Origin of the sequence: Spirillospora albida (assembly GCF_000718255.1) — a bacterium.
Lineage (GTDB): Bacteria > Actinomycetota > Actinomycetes > Streptosporangiales > Streptosporangiaceae > Spirillospora > Spirillospora albida.
Map to the genome: position 1 here is coordinate 122,771 of NZ_JOFJ01000009.1, position 14,428 is coordinate 137,198.

The 14,428-nt window shown below is 71.1% G+C and carries 14 protein-coding genes; 11 read left to right on the forward strand and 3 right to left on the reverse strand.

Annotation, left to right across the window (positions count from 1 at the left end; translation table 11 throughout):
* Window positions 1-23 precede the first annotated feature (23 nt).
* Window positions 24-536, reverse strand: coding sequence for a MarR family winged helix-turn-helix transcriptional regulator (locus IE99_RS0114365; protein ID WP_245623204.1), 513 nt, complete (start codon window positions 534-536; stop codon window positions 24-26).
* Window positions 537-883: 347 nt separating this feature from the next.
* Between IE99_RS0114365 and IE99_RS0114370 the strand changes: the two genes are divergently transcribed.
* Genes IE99_RS0114370 through IE99_RS0114410 form a run of 9 tightly spaced genes read left to right on the forward strand, consistent with a single transcriptional unit; the run spans window position 884 to window position 10,162 of the window.
* Window positions 884-1,687: an MlaE family ABC transporter permease gene (locus IE99_RS0114370; RefSeq protein ID WP_030169700.1), complete on the forward strand. Its 804-nt coding sequence runs from the start codon at window positions 884-886 to the stop codon at window positions 1,685-1,687.
* Window positions 1,687-2,541 (forward strand): ABC transporter permease, encoded by an 855-nt coding sequence (locus tag IE99_RS0114375; RefSeq protein ID WP_030169703.1) that lies wholly within the window; start codon window positions 1,687-1,689, stop codon window positions 2,539-2,541. Before IE99_RS0114370 ends, IE99_RS0114375 begins: the two co-directional genes overlap by 1 nt.
* Entirely contained in the window at window positions 2,538-3,641 is a 1,104-nt protein-coding gene (locus IE99_RS0114380; RefSeq protein ID WP_084219496.1) for an MCE family protein, read from the forward strand. The genes IE99_RS0114375 and IE99_RS0114380 overlap by 4 nt, the downstream gene beginning before the upstream one ends.
* Window positions 3,638-4,726: an MCE family protein gene (locus tag IE99_RS0114385; protein ID WP_030169709.1), complete on the forward strand. Its 1,089-nt coding sequence runs from the start codon at window positions 3,638-3,640 to the stop codon at window positions 4,724-4,726. The genes IE99_RS0114380 and IE99_RS0114385 overlap by 4 nt, the downstream gene beginning before the upstream one ends.
* On the forward strand, window positions 4,726-5,757 hold the full coding sequence (locus IE99_RS0114390; protein ID WP_030169711.1) for an MlaD family protein: 1,032 nt from the start codon (window positions 4,726-4,728) through the stop codon (window positions 5,755-5,757). Before IE99_RS0114385 ends, IE99_RS0114390 begins: the two co-directional genes overlap by 1 nt.
* Window positions 5,757-6,785, forward strand: a complete 1,029-nt coding sequence (locus IE99_RS0114395) for an MCE family protein (RefSeq protein ID WP_030169714.1) — start codon at window positions 5,757-5,759, stop codon at window positions 6,783-6,785. Before IE99_RS0114390 ends, IE99_RS0114395 begins: the two co-directional genes overlap by 1 nt.
* The gene (locus tag IE99_RS0114400) at window positions 6,785-7,876 is read left to right on the forward strand and encodes an MCE family protein (RefSeq protein ID WP_030169717.1); all 1,092 of its coding nucleotides are present in this window, start codon (window positions 6,785-6,787) and stop codon (window positions 7,874-7,876) included. Before IE99_RS0114395 ends, IE99_RS0114400 begins: the two co-directional genes overlap by 1 nt.
* Window positions 7,873-9,174 (forward strand): MCE family protein, encoded by a 1,302-nt coding sequence (locus IE99_RS0114405; protein WP_030169720.1) that lies wholly within the window; start codon window positions 7,873-7,875, stop codon window positions 9,172-9,174. Before IE99_RS0114400 ends, IE99_RS0114405 begins: the two co-directional genes overlap by 4 nt.
* A gap of 25 nt (window positions 9,175-9,199) precedes the next feature.
* Window positions 9,200-10,162 carry a hypothetical protein gene (locus IE99_RS0114410; protein WP_030169723.1) on the forward strand — a complete coding sequence of 321 codons (963 nt, stop codon included), beginning with the start codon at window positions 9,200-9,202 and terminating at the stop codon, window positions 10,160-10,162.
* A 68-nt stretch (window positions 10,163-10,230) separates the two neighbouring features.
* Here IE99_RS0114410 and rpsD read toward each other — a convergent pair whose 3' ends face one another.
* Window positions 10,231-10,836 (reverse strand): 30S ribosomal protein S4, encoded by a 606-nt coding sequence (gene rpsD / locus IE99_RS0114415; RefSeq protein ID WP_030169726.1) that lies wholly within the window; start codon window positions 10,834-10,836, stop codon window positions 10,231-10,233.
* Between the two features lie 67 nt (window positions 10,837-10,903).
* Between rpsD and IE99_RS0114420 the strand changes: the two genes are divergently transcribed.
* Together IE99_RS0114420 and IE99_RS0114425 are read left to right on the forward strand one after the other, a co-directional pair.
* Entirely contained in the window at window positions 10,904-11,719 is an 816-nt protein-coding gene (locus tag IE99_RS0114420; protein ID WP_051712503.1) for a DUF2470 domain-containing protein, read from the forward strand.
* Between the two features lie 328 nt (window positions 11,720-12,047).
* Entirely contained in the window at window positions 12,048-13,229 is a 1,182-nt protein-coding gene (locus IE99_RS0114425) for a trans-sulfuration enzyme family protein (protein ID WP_030169733.1), read from the forward strand.
* Here IE99_RS0114425 and IE99_RS0114430 read toward each other — a convergent pair whose 3' ends face one another.
* On the reverse strand, window positions 13,230-14,375 hold the full coding sequence (locus IE99_RS0114430; RefSeq protein ID WP_030169735.1) for a DUF5925 domain-containing protein: 1,146 nt from the start codon (window positions 14,373-14,375) through the stop codon (window positions 13,230-13,232).
* Between the last annotated feature and the right edge of the window lie 53 nt (window positions 14,376-14,428).

Sequence of the window (14,428 nt, forward strand, 5' to 3'; positions counted from 1 at the left end):
ACGAGTGCCAGGTCACGAACGGTTCACAGGGCGCGGTGCTCCCACAGCAGGTGCACGTCGCCGGCCGCGAGGCGGGCCGGCTGGAGCGCCTCGAACATCTCGCGGTACCGCCCGCCGAGTTCGCCGAGCGCGCTGCCGGTGGCCTCCAGCGCCGTGTTCGCCTCGCCCGCGAGCGAGCGTCCGGCCGGGGTGAGGACGACCAGGGTCGCCCGCCGGTCTGTGGGGTGCGGCGTCCGGGTCACCAGGCCGGATCGCTCCAGCTGGTCGACGGTGAGCTTCACCGTCGTCGGATGCACCATGAGGATCTTGCCGAGGGTGCTCAGCCTGGCCCCGCCGCCGCTCGTCAGCGCCAGGGTGGTCAGGAGGAAGTAGCCCGTCCGGTTGAGGTCGAACCTTTTGAGCTCGGCCTCCAGCGCCTTCGTGAACATCTGGTGGATCCGGCCGACCGAGCAGACCGCCAGGAACGCCCACGGCCCGCCGGGCAGGCCCTGGTCTTCCCAGCGGTCCCGCACTCCGACGACAAGGGGGTCTGTCATGTCGGCCATGGTTCGGGATCCGCCGTCCTCCGGGTCGTGATGGTGTCGCGCCTGGGTTTGCACCCGAAGATCGTAGCTTCCGACAAATCCGGACGTAAGTACTCGCTTCTTAGACCATCTTCCAATAGAGTGCTCCAGATCACAACGGGAGTGGAGTGTCTCATGGCACTCCCGGCCCGGGTGTGATCCCGGTCTCGTCCAGAGGCGGGAAGGCGCGAAAGACCCAGATCGTGTGTGCGCCGCCCGTGGACGGACGTGTCCGGAGTTTCGGATGGGCGCCGACGTCCGAGAACGAAGGAGGCTGGAATGACCCTTCACCCCACCCCCCAGGGGGAGGATTCCGGCTGATGGCCCTGAGCCTGACCAAGGCCCCTGACCTGGCGCGCAGGCGCGTCGAGAGTGCTCTCGACGAGACCGGAGTGCTGTGCGTGACCCTCCTGGAGGGGCTGCGCCGCACCTGGGACCTGCGCCAGTGGTGGGGCGAGTTCATCGAGCAGTGCTGGTTCCTCGCCCGGGTGACCGCCGTGCCGGTGATGCTCATCGCGGTGCCGCTCGGCGCCACCATCTCCCTCCAGGTCGGCGACATCGCCCGGCAGCTCGGCGCCCAGTCGGGCACCGGCGCGCTGCTGGTCGCCGCGATGATCCAGCAGGTCGCGCCGCTCGCCGCCGCGCTGCTGGTCTCCGGCGTGGGCGGGTCGGCGATCACCTCCGACATGGGCGCCCGCAACATCCGGGACGAGCTCTCCGCCATGGAGGTCATGGGCATCAACCCCGTCCACCGCCTGGTCACCCCGCGGCTGTGGGCGGCGAGCACCGTCTCCGCCCTGCTGTGCTCGGTGGTGATCCTGGCGGGCATTCTCGGCGGCTACTACTTCAACGTCATCCAGCAGGGCGTCAGCCCCGGCGCGTTCTTCGACGGCGCGACGACCCTGCTGCAGCTTCCGGACCTGTTGATCACCCTGTTCAAGGCGTGGGTGTTCGGCTTCATCGCCGCCGCCGTCGCCTGCTACATGGGCATGAACTGCGACTACGGACCGGTGGGCGTGGGCCGCGCCGTGAACCGGGCCGTGGTGGTCACGTCGATCGTGGTGTTCCTGGCGAACTACGTCCTCACCATGATCTACCAGGTTCTCGTCCCCCCGAGGTTCTGATGGTCGCCATTTTCCCCGTACGCAAGCTGGGCCGCGCGGTCCGGGGCCGGACGGCCGGGCTCGCCGCCTCCGCCAACCTGCCGGTGTTCCTCGGCCGGGTGCTCTACCACCTGGTCGTCGACATCATCATCAAGCGCAAGTACGGCAAGACGCTCGCCAAGCAGGTCAGCGACATCGCGGTCGGCGTCGGCGCGCTCGTCATCGGCGGCGGCATGATCTTCGTGATCGCCACGATGTCGCTCGCCACCGGCGCGATGGTCGGCCTCCAGGGCTATCCGGGCCTGGAGCGGATCGGCGCCGAGGCGTTCACCGGCCTCGTCGCGAGCTACTCCAACGTCCGCGAGGTCACCCCGATCATCGCCGGGGTCGCGCTCGTCGCGCAGGTCGGCACCGGCTTCACCGCCGAGATCGGCGCGATGCGGATCTCCGAGGAGATCGACGCGCTGGAGGTCATGGGCATCAACTCGCTGGCCTACCTGGTGTGCACCAGGGTCGCGGCCGGCGTCATCGCGCTCGTGCCGCTCTACCTGGTGTCGCTGTTCATGGCGTTCTTCGCGACACGGTTCATCACGATCGAGTACTTCGGTCTGTCGCCCGGCATCTACGACTACTACTTCCACCTGTACCTGCCGCCGATCGACGTCTTCTACAGCGTGATCAAGGTCGCGGTGTTCGCGTTCATCATCATGTTCGTCCACTGCTACCGCGGCTACTACGCGGCCGGCGGGCCGGTCGGCGTCGGTGTCGCGGCGGGCCGCGCGATCAGGGAGTCCACCATCCTGATGATCCTGATGAACCTCGTCCTGTCGTACATCTTCTGGGGCCACGGCGGCACGGTGAGGTTGACCGGATGAGCGACGAGAGCCTTTCCTCCCGCTCCCGGACGGTCTTCGGACTGGTCGGCGCCGGCGTGCTCGCGGCGTCCGTGACGCTCGTGGCGATCGGATCGACGCCGTCCCACGCGGGCTCCACCTACTACAGCGCGACGTTCAGCCGGTCGGGCCAGGGCCTCGACCCGGGCAAGTCGGACGTGAAGATCCGCGGCATCGCGGTCGGCACCGTCGACGCCCTCAAGCTCGACCGGGACGGGCGGGTCACCGTCCGGCTGCGGGTCGACAAGGGCGTCAAGGTCCCCACCACGACGACCGCGGCGATCGAGCCGGTGTCGGTGTTCGGCCCGAAGGACCTGGTGCTCGACCTCGGGTCCGGCGAGCTGGCCGGCCCCTACCTGCCGGACGGCGGGCGGGTCGCGAAGACCGAGGACCCCGAGGAGCTGTCCGACACGGCCTGGCCGGCCTACCGGCTGACCAAGGCCATCAACCCCGACGAGGTCGCCGCGATCATCAACGCGTTCGGCTCGGGCCTGTCCGGGCAGGGCCCGGCGCTGCGCCGCACGATCGACAACGGCTCGAAGGTCGTGGACGCGACGTACCGCGACCGTGCGGCGCTGCAGGCGCTGCTCCGCAACATCAACGGACTGTCCGGGACGTTCGCCGACCGCGGTGACACGATCGGCGGGCTGGCGGGCGACTTCACGACGCTGTCGGGGACCGTCAGCCGCAACCCGGACAAGATCGGCCAGTTGCTCGACCGGTCGGGCGAGCTCAGCACGCGGCTCGGCACGACGCTGCGCGACCACGGCGCGAACCTGGGTGACATCGTGGACGGCGCGGGCGACCTCGCCGCGGTGCTGAACGGCCAGCGCCGCAACATCCCCGTCCTGCTGGACAGCCTGAACGGGTTCTTCACCCTGCTCGCGCGGATCATCCGCATCCCGGGTCCGGAGAACACGCTGATCGCGCAGGCGAAGAACGCGCTGCCGCTGGACTTCTGCCAGATCATCATCGACGTCTGCGGGCAGACGCCGGCGCAGACGGCGTTCACGCTGACCCTGCCGGGCGCGAAGAAGAAGCCGGCCGCCGGCAAGCGGCGGACCGCGGGGAGGACGCCATGAGCCCGCGGAGGAAGGCGGCGCGCGGCCCCGAGTACTCCACGATCGCGAAGTTCGCCGTGTTCGTGGCGGTGACCGGGCTGCTCACCTTCTACATCGGCCAGCAGATCCTCGGCGCGAGCTTCCGGGACCGCTACACGCTGACCGCGACCTTCGATGACGTCACCGGCCTGCTGACCGGCGACGCCGTCAAGATCGCGGGAGCGCCGGTCGGGCAGGTCGCGAGCATCGACATCGTCCGCGGCAAGGCGGTCGTCGGGCTGGAGGTCGACGAGGGCGTGGCGATCCCGTCCGACTCGACCGCCGCGATCCGGTGGCGCAACGTGATGGGCCAGCGGGTCGTCTACCTGGAGCCGGGCAGGCAGCGGGCCAGGCTCGGCGACGGCGGCCGCATCCCGCACACGCGGTCGGCGGTCGACCTCGGCGAGCTCGTCAACAACCTCGGCCCGCTGACGCGGAACCTGGACCCGAACCAGCTCAACAAGATCCTGTTCTCGTTCTCCCAGGCGCTGGAGGGCAACGAGCAGAACATCGCGCAGCTGACCGACAACCTCGACCTGCTGCTCCAGACGTTCGCGGCCCGCCGCTCGACGATCAAGCAGATGATCGACAACTACGAGACGGTCGCCGGGGTGATCGCGAAGCGCGACCACCAGATCGCCGCGAGCGTCGACAACCTCGAGTCGCTGACCCGGGTGTTCGCGAACAACCACAAGGTGCTGGAGAACGCGATCGTCGAGCTCGGCGGCGTCACCACGAACCTGAACGCCGTGCTCGGCGGCAACGACGCCCAGCTCGCCCGCATCATCGGCAACCTCAGCGAGGTGGCCGAGACGTTCCGGCTGAACGTCGACCAGTTGGAGAAGATGGTGCAGGGCCTCCCGCTGACCATGCGGCAGCTGTTCGCCGCCGCGAACGGCGGCCACTACCTCCGGACGAACGCGCTCTGCCTGAACGTCGTGCAGGGACCGTGCCCGTTCGAGATGAAGGTGCCGCGGACCGAGGGCTCGGGCGGCGGGTCCCCGACCGGGCCGTCCAAGTCCGACCTCGCCAAGCTGAAGGCGATGCTGAGCGGAGGTGCCGGCTGATGGCGCTGAAGTCGCTGCGCGACGTCAACCAGCGGCTCGTCGCGATCGTGACGCTGAGCGCCCTCGGCGCCGCCTGCGTGTTCGCGTTCGCGGTCGGGCAGCTCCACCTGTTCGACCGCGGCTACACGATGAGCGGCGAGTTCGAGGACACCGCGGGCCTGAAGAAGGGCAACGACGTCCGGCTCGCCGGCGTGAAGGTCGGCCGGGTCACCGAGGTCGAGCCGGACTTCCGGACCGGCAAGGTGATCATCAGCTGGCATGTCCGCGCCGGCGTCGACCTCGGCCGCGACACCCGGGCGGAGATCCAGACGACGACCCTGCTCGGCGGCCGCTACCTGCGGCTGACCGGCCCGGTCGCCCGCCCCTATCTGGCGGACCTGCCCGAGTCCAGGCGCCGGGTCGCGCTGAAGAACACGTCGGTCCCGTTCACGGTGCCGCAGGCTCTCGAGGGCGCGCAGGGGATCGTCGGCAAGCTCGACCAGAAGAGCATCGACAGGCTGCTCACGCAGATCAACCAGATCAGGTCGCCCGGCGCGGAGAAGCTGGGACGCGTCCTCGTCAACGTCCAGGACCTGTCCCGGATGCTGAACGACTCCTATCCGCAGATCGAGAAGCTCATCGAGAGCAGCAAGACGATCAGCGGCACGCTCGCCGCGAAGGACCAGCAGCTCCGCGAGATCATCAACGCCAGCCAGGTGCTGCTGGACACGCTCGTGCGGCGCCGCAACGAGCTGGCGGCGACGATCGGGTCGGGGAGCAGGACCGTCCGGACGCTGTCGAACGTCATCTCCACCAACCAGAAGAAGCTGGACGGGCTGCTGGACAACCTGCACCTGCTGACGACCCGGCTGGCACCGAACATGGACGCGCTGAACGCCGACTTCTCGCTGCTCGGGCCGACGTTCCAGCAGGTCGCGAACCTCAAGGGCGAGGGCCGGTGGATCGAGGGCGTGCTCACCGGACTCGGCCCGCTCCAGCCGCCCGGCCCGATCTCCAGCCGCCGCCCGCCGGCGCAGCAGGGAGGCAACTGATGCACCGGCTCGCGAAAACGCTGGCCGTCGGCGCCTCTCTCGCGCTGACGGCGTCGCTGGGGGGCTGCTCGCTCGCGCCCTCCGGCGGCGACCGGACGATGGTCGTGTACGTGTCCAAGGCCCGCTCCTTCTACCCGGAGTCGAAGGTCAAGGTCATGGGCGCGGACGTCGGCCTTGTCGACGAGGTCGAGAACGAGGGCGACAAGATCAAGATCACCTTCCACATCCGGCGGGAGGTCCCGCTGCCGCGGGGGGTGCAGGCGTCGATCGTCCCGCTGAACCTCGTCGGCGAGCGCAACCTCGTCCTGCACCCGGCGTGGAAGCCGGGGCAGCCGAAGGAGACGGGCGACCGGATCCCGATCGAGCGCACCCATGTGCCGGTCGAGGTGGACGACGCGCTCAGCTCGTTCACCAACCTGGCGCAGGCGCTCGACCCGACGAAGATGCAGAAGGCGCTCGGCACGACGGCCCGCACGCTGAACGGCAACGGCCGCCAGTTCAACGCCACGCTGGAGCAGAGCGCCCGTCTCGTGGAGAACATCGCGGGGCAGGACGAGGAGCTCATCAAGGTCGCGCAGAACCTGAACCGGCTCGCCGGGGTGGTGCGGGGCCGCGAGCAGATCCTCGGCACGCTGATCCGCGACTTCGGCGAGGCCAGCCGGGTCCTGTCGGCCGAGCGCGGCGAGCTCCAGCAGCTCATCACCGGGTTGCTCGAGCTGTCGCGCAACGGCGACAAGCTGATCGACAAGTACGAGGGGCAGCTGCCGTACGACCTCGCGGTGCTGACCCGGGCGGCGCTGGTGCTGAAGGGCAACAGCAAGACGATCGCGCAGCTGGTCGACGTGCTGCCCGGCATCAACGACGCCCTGATCGGGGGCTACAACCCGAAGAACAAGTCGCTGCAGATCCGGTTCGCGACGGACGCGTTCCTGCGGTACTGGCTGAAGGGCCTCATGGGAACCGACGACGTGCCCTGCCCGCTGCCGAAACCGAACTCCAACTGTCCCTGGGATAACGGAGGCAACTGATGAGCCGGCCTGTGAAAGGCACGCGGGCGCTGCTGCTCGTCGTCGCCCTGGCCGTCGCGGTCTCGGGCTGCTCGTTCCGGACGGCCGGCGCCCCGAAGGGCGACCTGACCCTGACCGCGACGTTCGACGACGCGCAGGGCCTGGTCGCGGGGCACAGCGTGAAGATGTCCGACATCAACGTCGGCACCGTCACCAAGCTGGAGCTGGACGGCTACCGGGCCAAGGCGACGCTGTCCATCCAGGACGGCATCCGCGTCCCGCAGGGCACCAGCGCCGAGATCAAGGTGACGTCGCTCCTCGGCGAGAACTACGTCGACCTGCGGCTGCCGCCCGGCGGGAGCATGGACCGCGGGCCGTTCCTGGCGGATGACGCGGCGATCGTCAAGACCAGCGTCCAGCCCGCGTTCGAGCAGGTCGTCGGGCAGGCCGGGCCGCTGATCAAGGCGCTGGCCCAGGACGACGTCGCGACGGTCGTGAACGCGGGGGCGACCGCCCTCGACGGCAACGGGCAGAAGCTGAACGCGACGATCGCGAAGGCCGCCGCGCTGACGAAGATGTTCGCCGCGCAGCGCACCGAACTCGGCCAGAGCGTCGACCGGTTCGCCAGGCTCGGCCGCTCGCTCGCGGCGCGCGAGGACGCCCTCGCGAACGCGCCCGCCGAGCTGGAGCGGACGACGCGGCTGCTGGACGACAACAAGGAGAAGATCGTCAAGACGGTCGAGCGGCTCACCCGGATGGCCCGGGAGCTGAACGACAAGGTGCTGGAGGGCCGGATCCTCCGGTTCCGCAAGCTGCTGCGCGACCTCGACCCCGTGCTCGCGCAGCTCGGCGGCAACCGCAAGCGGCTCACCGCGCTCGTGGACGGCATCGTCCAGTTCGAGGAGAAGCTGCCCCGCGCCACCTATGACGGCCAGCTCCTGCTCTACCCGCTGCTGAACATCGTGTGGCCGGACGGCTCGCCCGTCTTCCCCGGCCTCGGCGGCTCGTCCGGCGCCAAGAAGACCGGGCAGCGGCAGGGCGATCCGCAGTTGCCGAAGGAACTCAAGGGAGCCCTGCCGGACCTCGAGAAACTCCTGGGGGGACGGCGATGACCAGGCGCATCACGATCAACCTGGTGGCGTTCGCCGCCCTCGCCGTCCTCATGGTGGTGTGGGCGTTCAACAACGTCGTCCGGTTCGACTTCATCGACCGGCCGTACCACATCACGGTCGAGTTCGAGTCGTCCCCGGGCCTGCACCCGAACTTCGAGGTCGACTACCTCGGCCTGCGCATCGGCAAGATCGACTCGGTGCGGCTGGAGAAGGACAAGGTCGTCGTCAAGCTCGACATCGACAGCGGCGTCAAGATCCCGCAGGGGGTCACGGCCGCCGCCGCGCGCAAGTCGGCGGTCGGCGAGCCGGTCGTCGAGCTGACCCCCGGGCCGGGCACCGTGAACGCGCCGGCGATGAAGCCGGGCGCGCGGATCCCGGTGTCGCAGACGAAGGTGCCGCCGAAGTACGGCGACCTGTTCGGCGCCGTCATCGACTCGCTGAAGACGATCAACCCGGAGGACGCGAAGACGGTCACGCACGAGCTCGCCGAGGGCTGGTCGGGCCGGGAGAGTTCGCTGCGGCAGATCATCGCCGGCGGCGACCAGCTGACCGCCACGTTCGCCGAGAACACCGAGATGCTCGATCAGCTGACGTCCGATCTCAGCCGCATCACCGGCGTGCTGAACGCCAACCGCGGGCAGCTCGGCGGGGGCGTCGACAACCTGGCCGCCGTGACCGCGTCGCTGAGTCAGGTGCGCGGGCAGATCGCCGAGCTGCGCGACCGCGGGCCGGACCTGCTGGCGACCGTGAACCGGCTCCTGGCGGAGACCACGCCCGACTTCGAGTGCACCGTCGACGCGCTGGGCGACTGGGGTCTGAAGAGGTACAACCCGCAGCTGCTGCGTGATCTGAACTCGACGCTGGCGAAGGCGCCGCAGCTGAGGACCGTGCTGAACAACGTCATCGGCATCGACCAGGGGCAGCCCGTCCTCAACGTGGTCTTCCAGGTCACGGTGACCAAGACGGCGACGCTGGAGTACCAGTACCCGCTCGCCCAGCCGAAGCTGAGCACGGTGCCGACGTGCGCGGGTGGCCGGACGCCGGCGCTGGTGAAGCAGAAGCCCTACAAGGCGAAGAACCCGGGCGCGACGATCCCGACCCACGACCCGTCGGTCAACGACCAGGGCGCGAAGCTGAAGAACGCGGCGAACTCCTCGAAGGACTCTTCTTCCGGGCCGCCCGTTTGGCTAGTGTACGTCCCCCCGGTTCTGGCTCTGCTGGTGCTGATCAAGGTCATGATGGGCTCCGTGCCCGTGGTGTCCCGGCTGCCGCGGCTCCGCCGCCGCGGCGAGGACTGAACCCGATCCCCGAGGAGTGCCCGAAGTGACAGCGAAGACCACCGAGGACGCGACGCCGGCCGGCGAGGGCGACGAGACCCCCGCCGTCACCGAGCCGTCCGAGGAGGGCGCCGAGGCGCGTCCGGCGAAGCGCAAGCGGCGGGTCCGGGTCATCGAGGTGCTCGACGACGAGGACCTGGACGAGGTCCTGGACGCGATCGACGCGGAGGACGAGGAGGACGAGGCCGAGGCGCCCGCGGCGCCGAAGGCCCGTCCGGCGGCGAAGCCCGCGGCCGTCGCGAAGCCGAAGCCGAAGAAGGCCCCGGTCGAGGTCGAGGTTGAGGCCGACGAGGACGAGGACGAGGACGAGGACGAGGAGCCGGCCCGCAAGAGGGCGCCGGAGCCCGTCGCCGACCGGCCGGCCTTCCTCGGCATGGGCCGGACGCAGGCGATCGTGGTCGTCGTCCTGGTCGCGCTCCTCGCGAGCCTCGCCGTGTGGCAGTGGACGCGGGCGAGCGGCCTGGCGTCGGACGAGTCGGAGCGGGAGGAGATCGCGAAGGTCGCGTCCGCGTACGGCGATGTCGCGTTCAACTACAACGCGTCCAACTACCAGGCGCAGATGGCGAAGACGCAGCGGCTGCTGGCGGGCGACCTGCTCGACGAGTTCAACCAGTCGACGAGGCAGAGCCTCACCGAGACGTTCAAGGCCAATCCCGAGGTGACGCTGACGTCGAAGACCGACAAGGTCTTCGTCGGCGACGTGACCGACCGGTTCGCCATGGCGGTCATCTCGGTGGACGTGCAGCTGTCGTCCAAGAGCGGCAGCAAGGCCAGCCCGGCGACGCTGCTGCGGCTGGCGCTGTCCAAGATCGACGGGTCGTGGAAGATCACCAAGCAGTACCCGTCGGGTGTCAACGACCAGAACCAGCAGCAGCAGCTCGGCCAGCTGCCGGTCGGCGGCGCGTCCGGGACGCCCGCGCCGAGCACGAGCGCGAAGCCGAAGGACTGATCCGGCCCGTTCCGCGCCGCGCCTCGCACTCCGGCCCGAGTGCGGGGCGCGGCGCGTTCCGCCCCGGCTCAGCGGGAGTAGTGCTCGACGACGAGCTGCTCGTCGCAGACGACCGGGATCTCGCTGCGCTCGGGCAGGCGGGCCAGCCGGGCGGTGAGGGCGTCGTGGCGGACCTCCAGGTAGGGCGGGACGCTGTCGGTGTGCCCGCCGGCGGCGGCGATCCGGAACGCGTCGATGGCGCGGCTGCGCTCGGCGACCGTGATGACGTCGCCGGGGCGGAGCTTGTAGGAGGGCCGGTCGACCCGGCGGCCGTTCACGAGGATGTGGCGGTGCACGACGAACTGGCGGGCCTGGTAGATGGTGCGGGCGAACCCGGACCGCAGGACGAGGGCGTCGAGCCGCCGCTCCAGGTCGCCGATCAGCACCTCGCCGGTCTTGCCCTCGACCTTCGCGGCCTTGGCGAAGGCGTTGCGGAGCTGGGCCTCCCGGATGTTGTACTGCGCCCGCAGCCGCTGCTTCTCGCGCAGCCGCACCTTGTAGTCCGACTCCTGCTTGCGGGCGCGCCCGTGGACGCCGGGCGGGTACGGCCGCGCCTCGAAGTACTTGACGCTCTTCGGGGTCAGGGGGATTCCGAGGGCCCGGGACAGCTTCACCTTCGGCCGGGGGTTGTTCACGACGCTCCCTGATGGTTAGGTAATCCTTAGTTAGGTAAGCCTAACCTATAACGTCGAGGAGGCCAGGGTGGATCACGCGGAGACACGGCCGGGCGCGCCGGGGGAGACGCGGCCGGGGGAGCCGGCGCCGGCGGAGCGGGCCCGGACGCTCGCCTACGGCGTCGCCGACGGGGTGCTCGTCGCACCGGGCATCCCGTACGCGCCCGTCACGGCGCACGCGACCGACCGGGACGGGCGCCCGCTGCTGCTCGTCCGTGCCGGTGCGCCGATCGTCGCCGCGGTGACGCGCGAACCCGACGTCCCCGCCACGCTGCGGATCTCGGACGTCGCGCCGGTGGCGCTGGCCGACCGCGTCCGCGGCCGGGCCTGGCTGCACGGCTGGCTCACCGAGGTCCCCGACACCGGGATCCGGGACGCCGCCCTGCGGATCTCGCGGCCCCACCCGCGTCCCGAGCTGCTGGACCTCGCGGCGGGGAGGCCGGGCGCGGAACGGGACTGGACGATCCTCGCGCTGGAGGTCGCCCAGGTCGAGATCGAGGACGCCTGGGGCGGCGCCACCCTCGAACCCGAGGAGTACGCGGCCGCCGCGCCCGACCCGTTCGTCGCGATCGAGGGAGGCATCCTCACCCACCTCGACTCCGCCCACCGGGACGACCTGGCCGGCCTGCTGCCGGTGGCGGGCCGTCCGGCCGCGCCGGACGAGCCGCGCCCGGTCGTCCGGCCGCTGGCCCTCGACCGGCACGGGCTGTGGCTGCGCTGCTCCGCGCCCCCGCCGCACCGGCCCGACGCGTTCGACCTGCGCGTCGCCTTCGCCGAGCCTGTGCGGGATCTCCACGGTCTGCGCTGCGTGTACCGGCGCCTGTTCGCGCATGCGACCCCGTAGTCCCGGGCCGGACCCGTACCCGAATGCCGTCCGATTGGCCGTGATTGCCCGGATGTTCGCGGGGGTCGTCCCGGGACATCCTCGAGTATCCGGCCGTGGGACACCGAACACCGCACCACCGGGATCGGCCCCGGCCTCCGCCTCACCCTCGCGGGGTGGGTGAGACGGAGACGGGAACCGGTCCCGGACGCGGAGGGAGGCTGCCCCGCGGCCGGGCCGTGGTCCGGCCCGCGGGGAACGACGCGGGGGACGCCCGAAGGGGGGCGGGGCCGGCCACTGGCTGCGATTGGCCCTGTCCGGCCCGGCGGACCGGCGGCACGCTGGGGGCATGAACGGATACGACCCGCAGACCCGAGCCGTCCATCCGCCCGTGCCCGCGCCGGCGGGGAGCCGGCCGCTCGGGGTCCCGATCTACCAGGGCCACCTGTTCGCCTTCGACGACGCCGACGACCTCGCCGCCGCGTTCGGCGGCCCGCGCGAGGCGTTCTTCTACGGCCGGATGGGCAACCCGACCGTCCGCGCGTTCGAGGACGCGGTCACCGGCATCGAGGGCGGCGCCGGGACGATCGCCACCGCGTCCGGGATGGGCGCGGTCAACGCCGTCCTGATGACGCTGCTCCGCGCCGGCGACCACGTGATCGCGCAGTCCGCCCTCTACGGCGGGACGTACGCGCTGCTCCACGACCTCGCCGACCGGTGGGGCGTCGAGGTCACCCACATCCCCGGCGACGATCCGGACGAGGTCCGCGCCGCGCTCCGCCCGAACACCCGCCTCCTCTACCTGGAGACGATCGCGAACCCCACCACGCACGTCACCGACATCCCCGCGTTCGCCGCGGCCGTGCGCGGGACGGGCGTGCTCACCGCCGTCGACAACACGTTCGCGCCGCTGCTGTGCCGCCCGCTCGACCACGGCGCCGACATCGTCCTGCACTCCGCCACCAAGTACCTCGGCGGGCACGGCGACATCCTCGGCGGCGCCGTCGTATGCGCCGACCCCGACGTCCACCGCCGCGTCTGGGAGCACTCCACCGAACTCGGCGCGAGCGCCGACCCGTTCGCCGCCTGGCTGGCGCTGCGCGGCCTCGCCACCGCGCCGATGCGGGTCGCGCGGCAGAGCGCGAGCGCCCTCGACATCGCCGGACGGCTCGCCGCGCACCCCTCGGTCCAGGGCGTCCACTACCCGGGGCTCACCGGCCACCCCCAGCACGACGTGGCGAAGCGGCTCATGCCGGACGGCCACGGCGGCGTCCTCGCGTTCGAGCTCACCGGCGGGCGCGCGGCGGGCCGGGCGTTCACCGAGGCCCTGGAGCTCGTGTCGCTCGGCCCGTCGCTGGGCGCCGCCGCGTCCCTCGTCATGCACCCGGCGAGCACGTCGCACCGGCAGATGGACGCCGCGTCCCTGGCCGCCGCCGGGATCGGAGAGGGGACCGTCCGGCTGTCGATCGGCCTGGAGCACCCCGACGACCTGTGGGCCGACATCGAGCGTGCCCTCGCGAAGGCCGCCTGATCAGAGGTAGAAGCCGGTCGCCGAGGTGGGGGCGTCCCGGGTCTCGGGACGCTTCTCGCCCTTGCGCAGCGCGGCCAGTTCGGCGAGGGTCGCGCCCTCCGGCCCGATGTCGCCGGACGGGGCCTCCCCGCCCAGCCAGCCGCGCGCCTCGTCCCGGGTCAGCGGGCCGACCTCGATCTGCGCGAGGCAGCGGCCCGGCCGGACCACCGCCGGGTGCAGCCGCGTCAGGTCCTCGTTGGTGGTGATCGCGACCAGCACGTCCCGGCCCTGCCCGAGCATCCCGTCGGTGAGGTTCAGCAGCCGCGACAGGCCCTGCCCGGTCGACTGCTTCGCCTCGCCGCGGATCAGTTCGTCGCAGTCCTCCAGGATGAGCAGCCGCCAGCGCCGGTTCTCGTCCTCGTCGTCGCCGACGGCCACCTCCATGAGGTAGCTCGGCGTACCGAACAGGGCCTCCGGGTCGAGGACGCAGTCGGCCTGGCACCACTCGCTCCAGGAGCGGGCGAGCGCCCGCAGCGCGGTCGTCTTGCCGGTGCCGGGCGGGCCGTGCAGCAGCAGGAGCCGGCCCGCCACCTGCTCGCGGGTCAGCTTCATCACGTCGTCGAGCGCCGCCGCGACGGGCGCCGTGTAGTTGCGCCGGATGTCGGCCCACGCGTCGGCCGAGATCGCGCGCTCGGTGCGGACGGGGCCGTGCGACCCCATGTGCCAAAAGCCCATCTCGACGTTCGTCTCGTCGGTCTGCGGCGGCTCCGTCGCGTCCTTCACCGACTCCTGCAGGACCGACTCGGCCAGCTCCGCCGAGACCGCCGACACCGCGACGTACGCGGTGCCGTTGCTCCACCGGTTCGTCAGCAGCGTCCAGCCCTCGCCGTCGGCGAGGACCGACTCCTTCGCCTTCTCCTTGGCCACCCGCAGCAGCCGGGCGCCATCGGGGCGCAGCGGCGCGTCCGGCTTGACGTGCTCCAGCCTCGTCGAGCGCGACCAGGGCTGCTCGCCGGACGCGAACGGCCGCAGCGACAGCACGTCCATCACGTCGGCGGGCGAGTTGTTGTCGCTGAGGTTCAGGACGACGGGCGGCGCGGCATCGGCCCCCGGCGCGTCGTCGTCGGGGGGCAGGGCGAGGTGCAGGACGTCCGGCCGCGTGGTCATGCTCCCGATGATCAGGGGCGGCGGCCCGGCGCGTCCAGCGATTTACCCGCTCC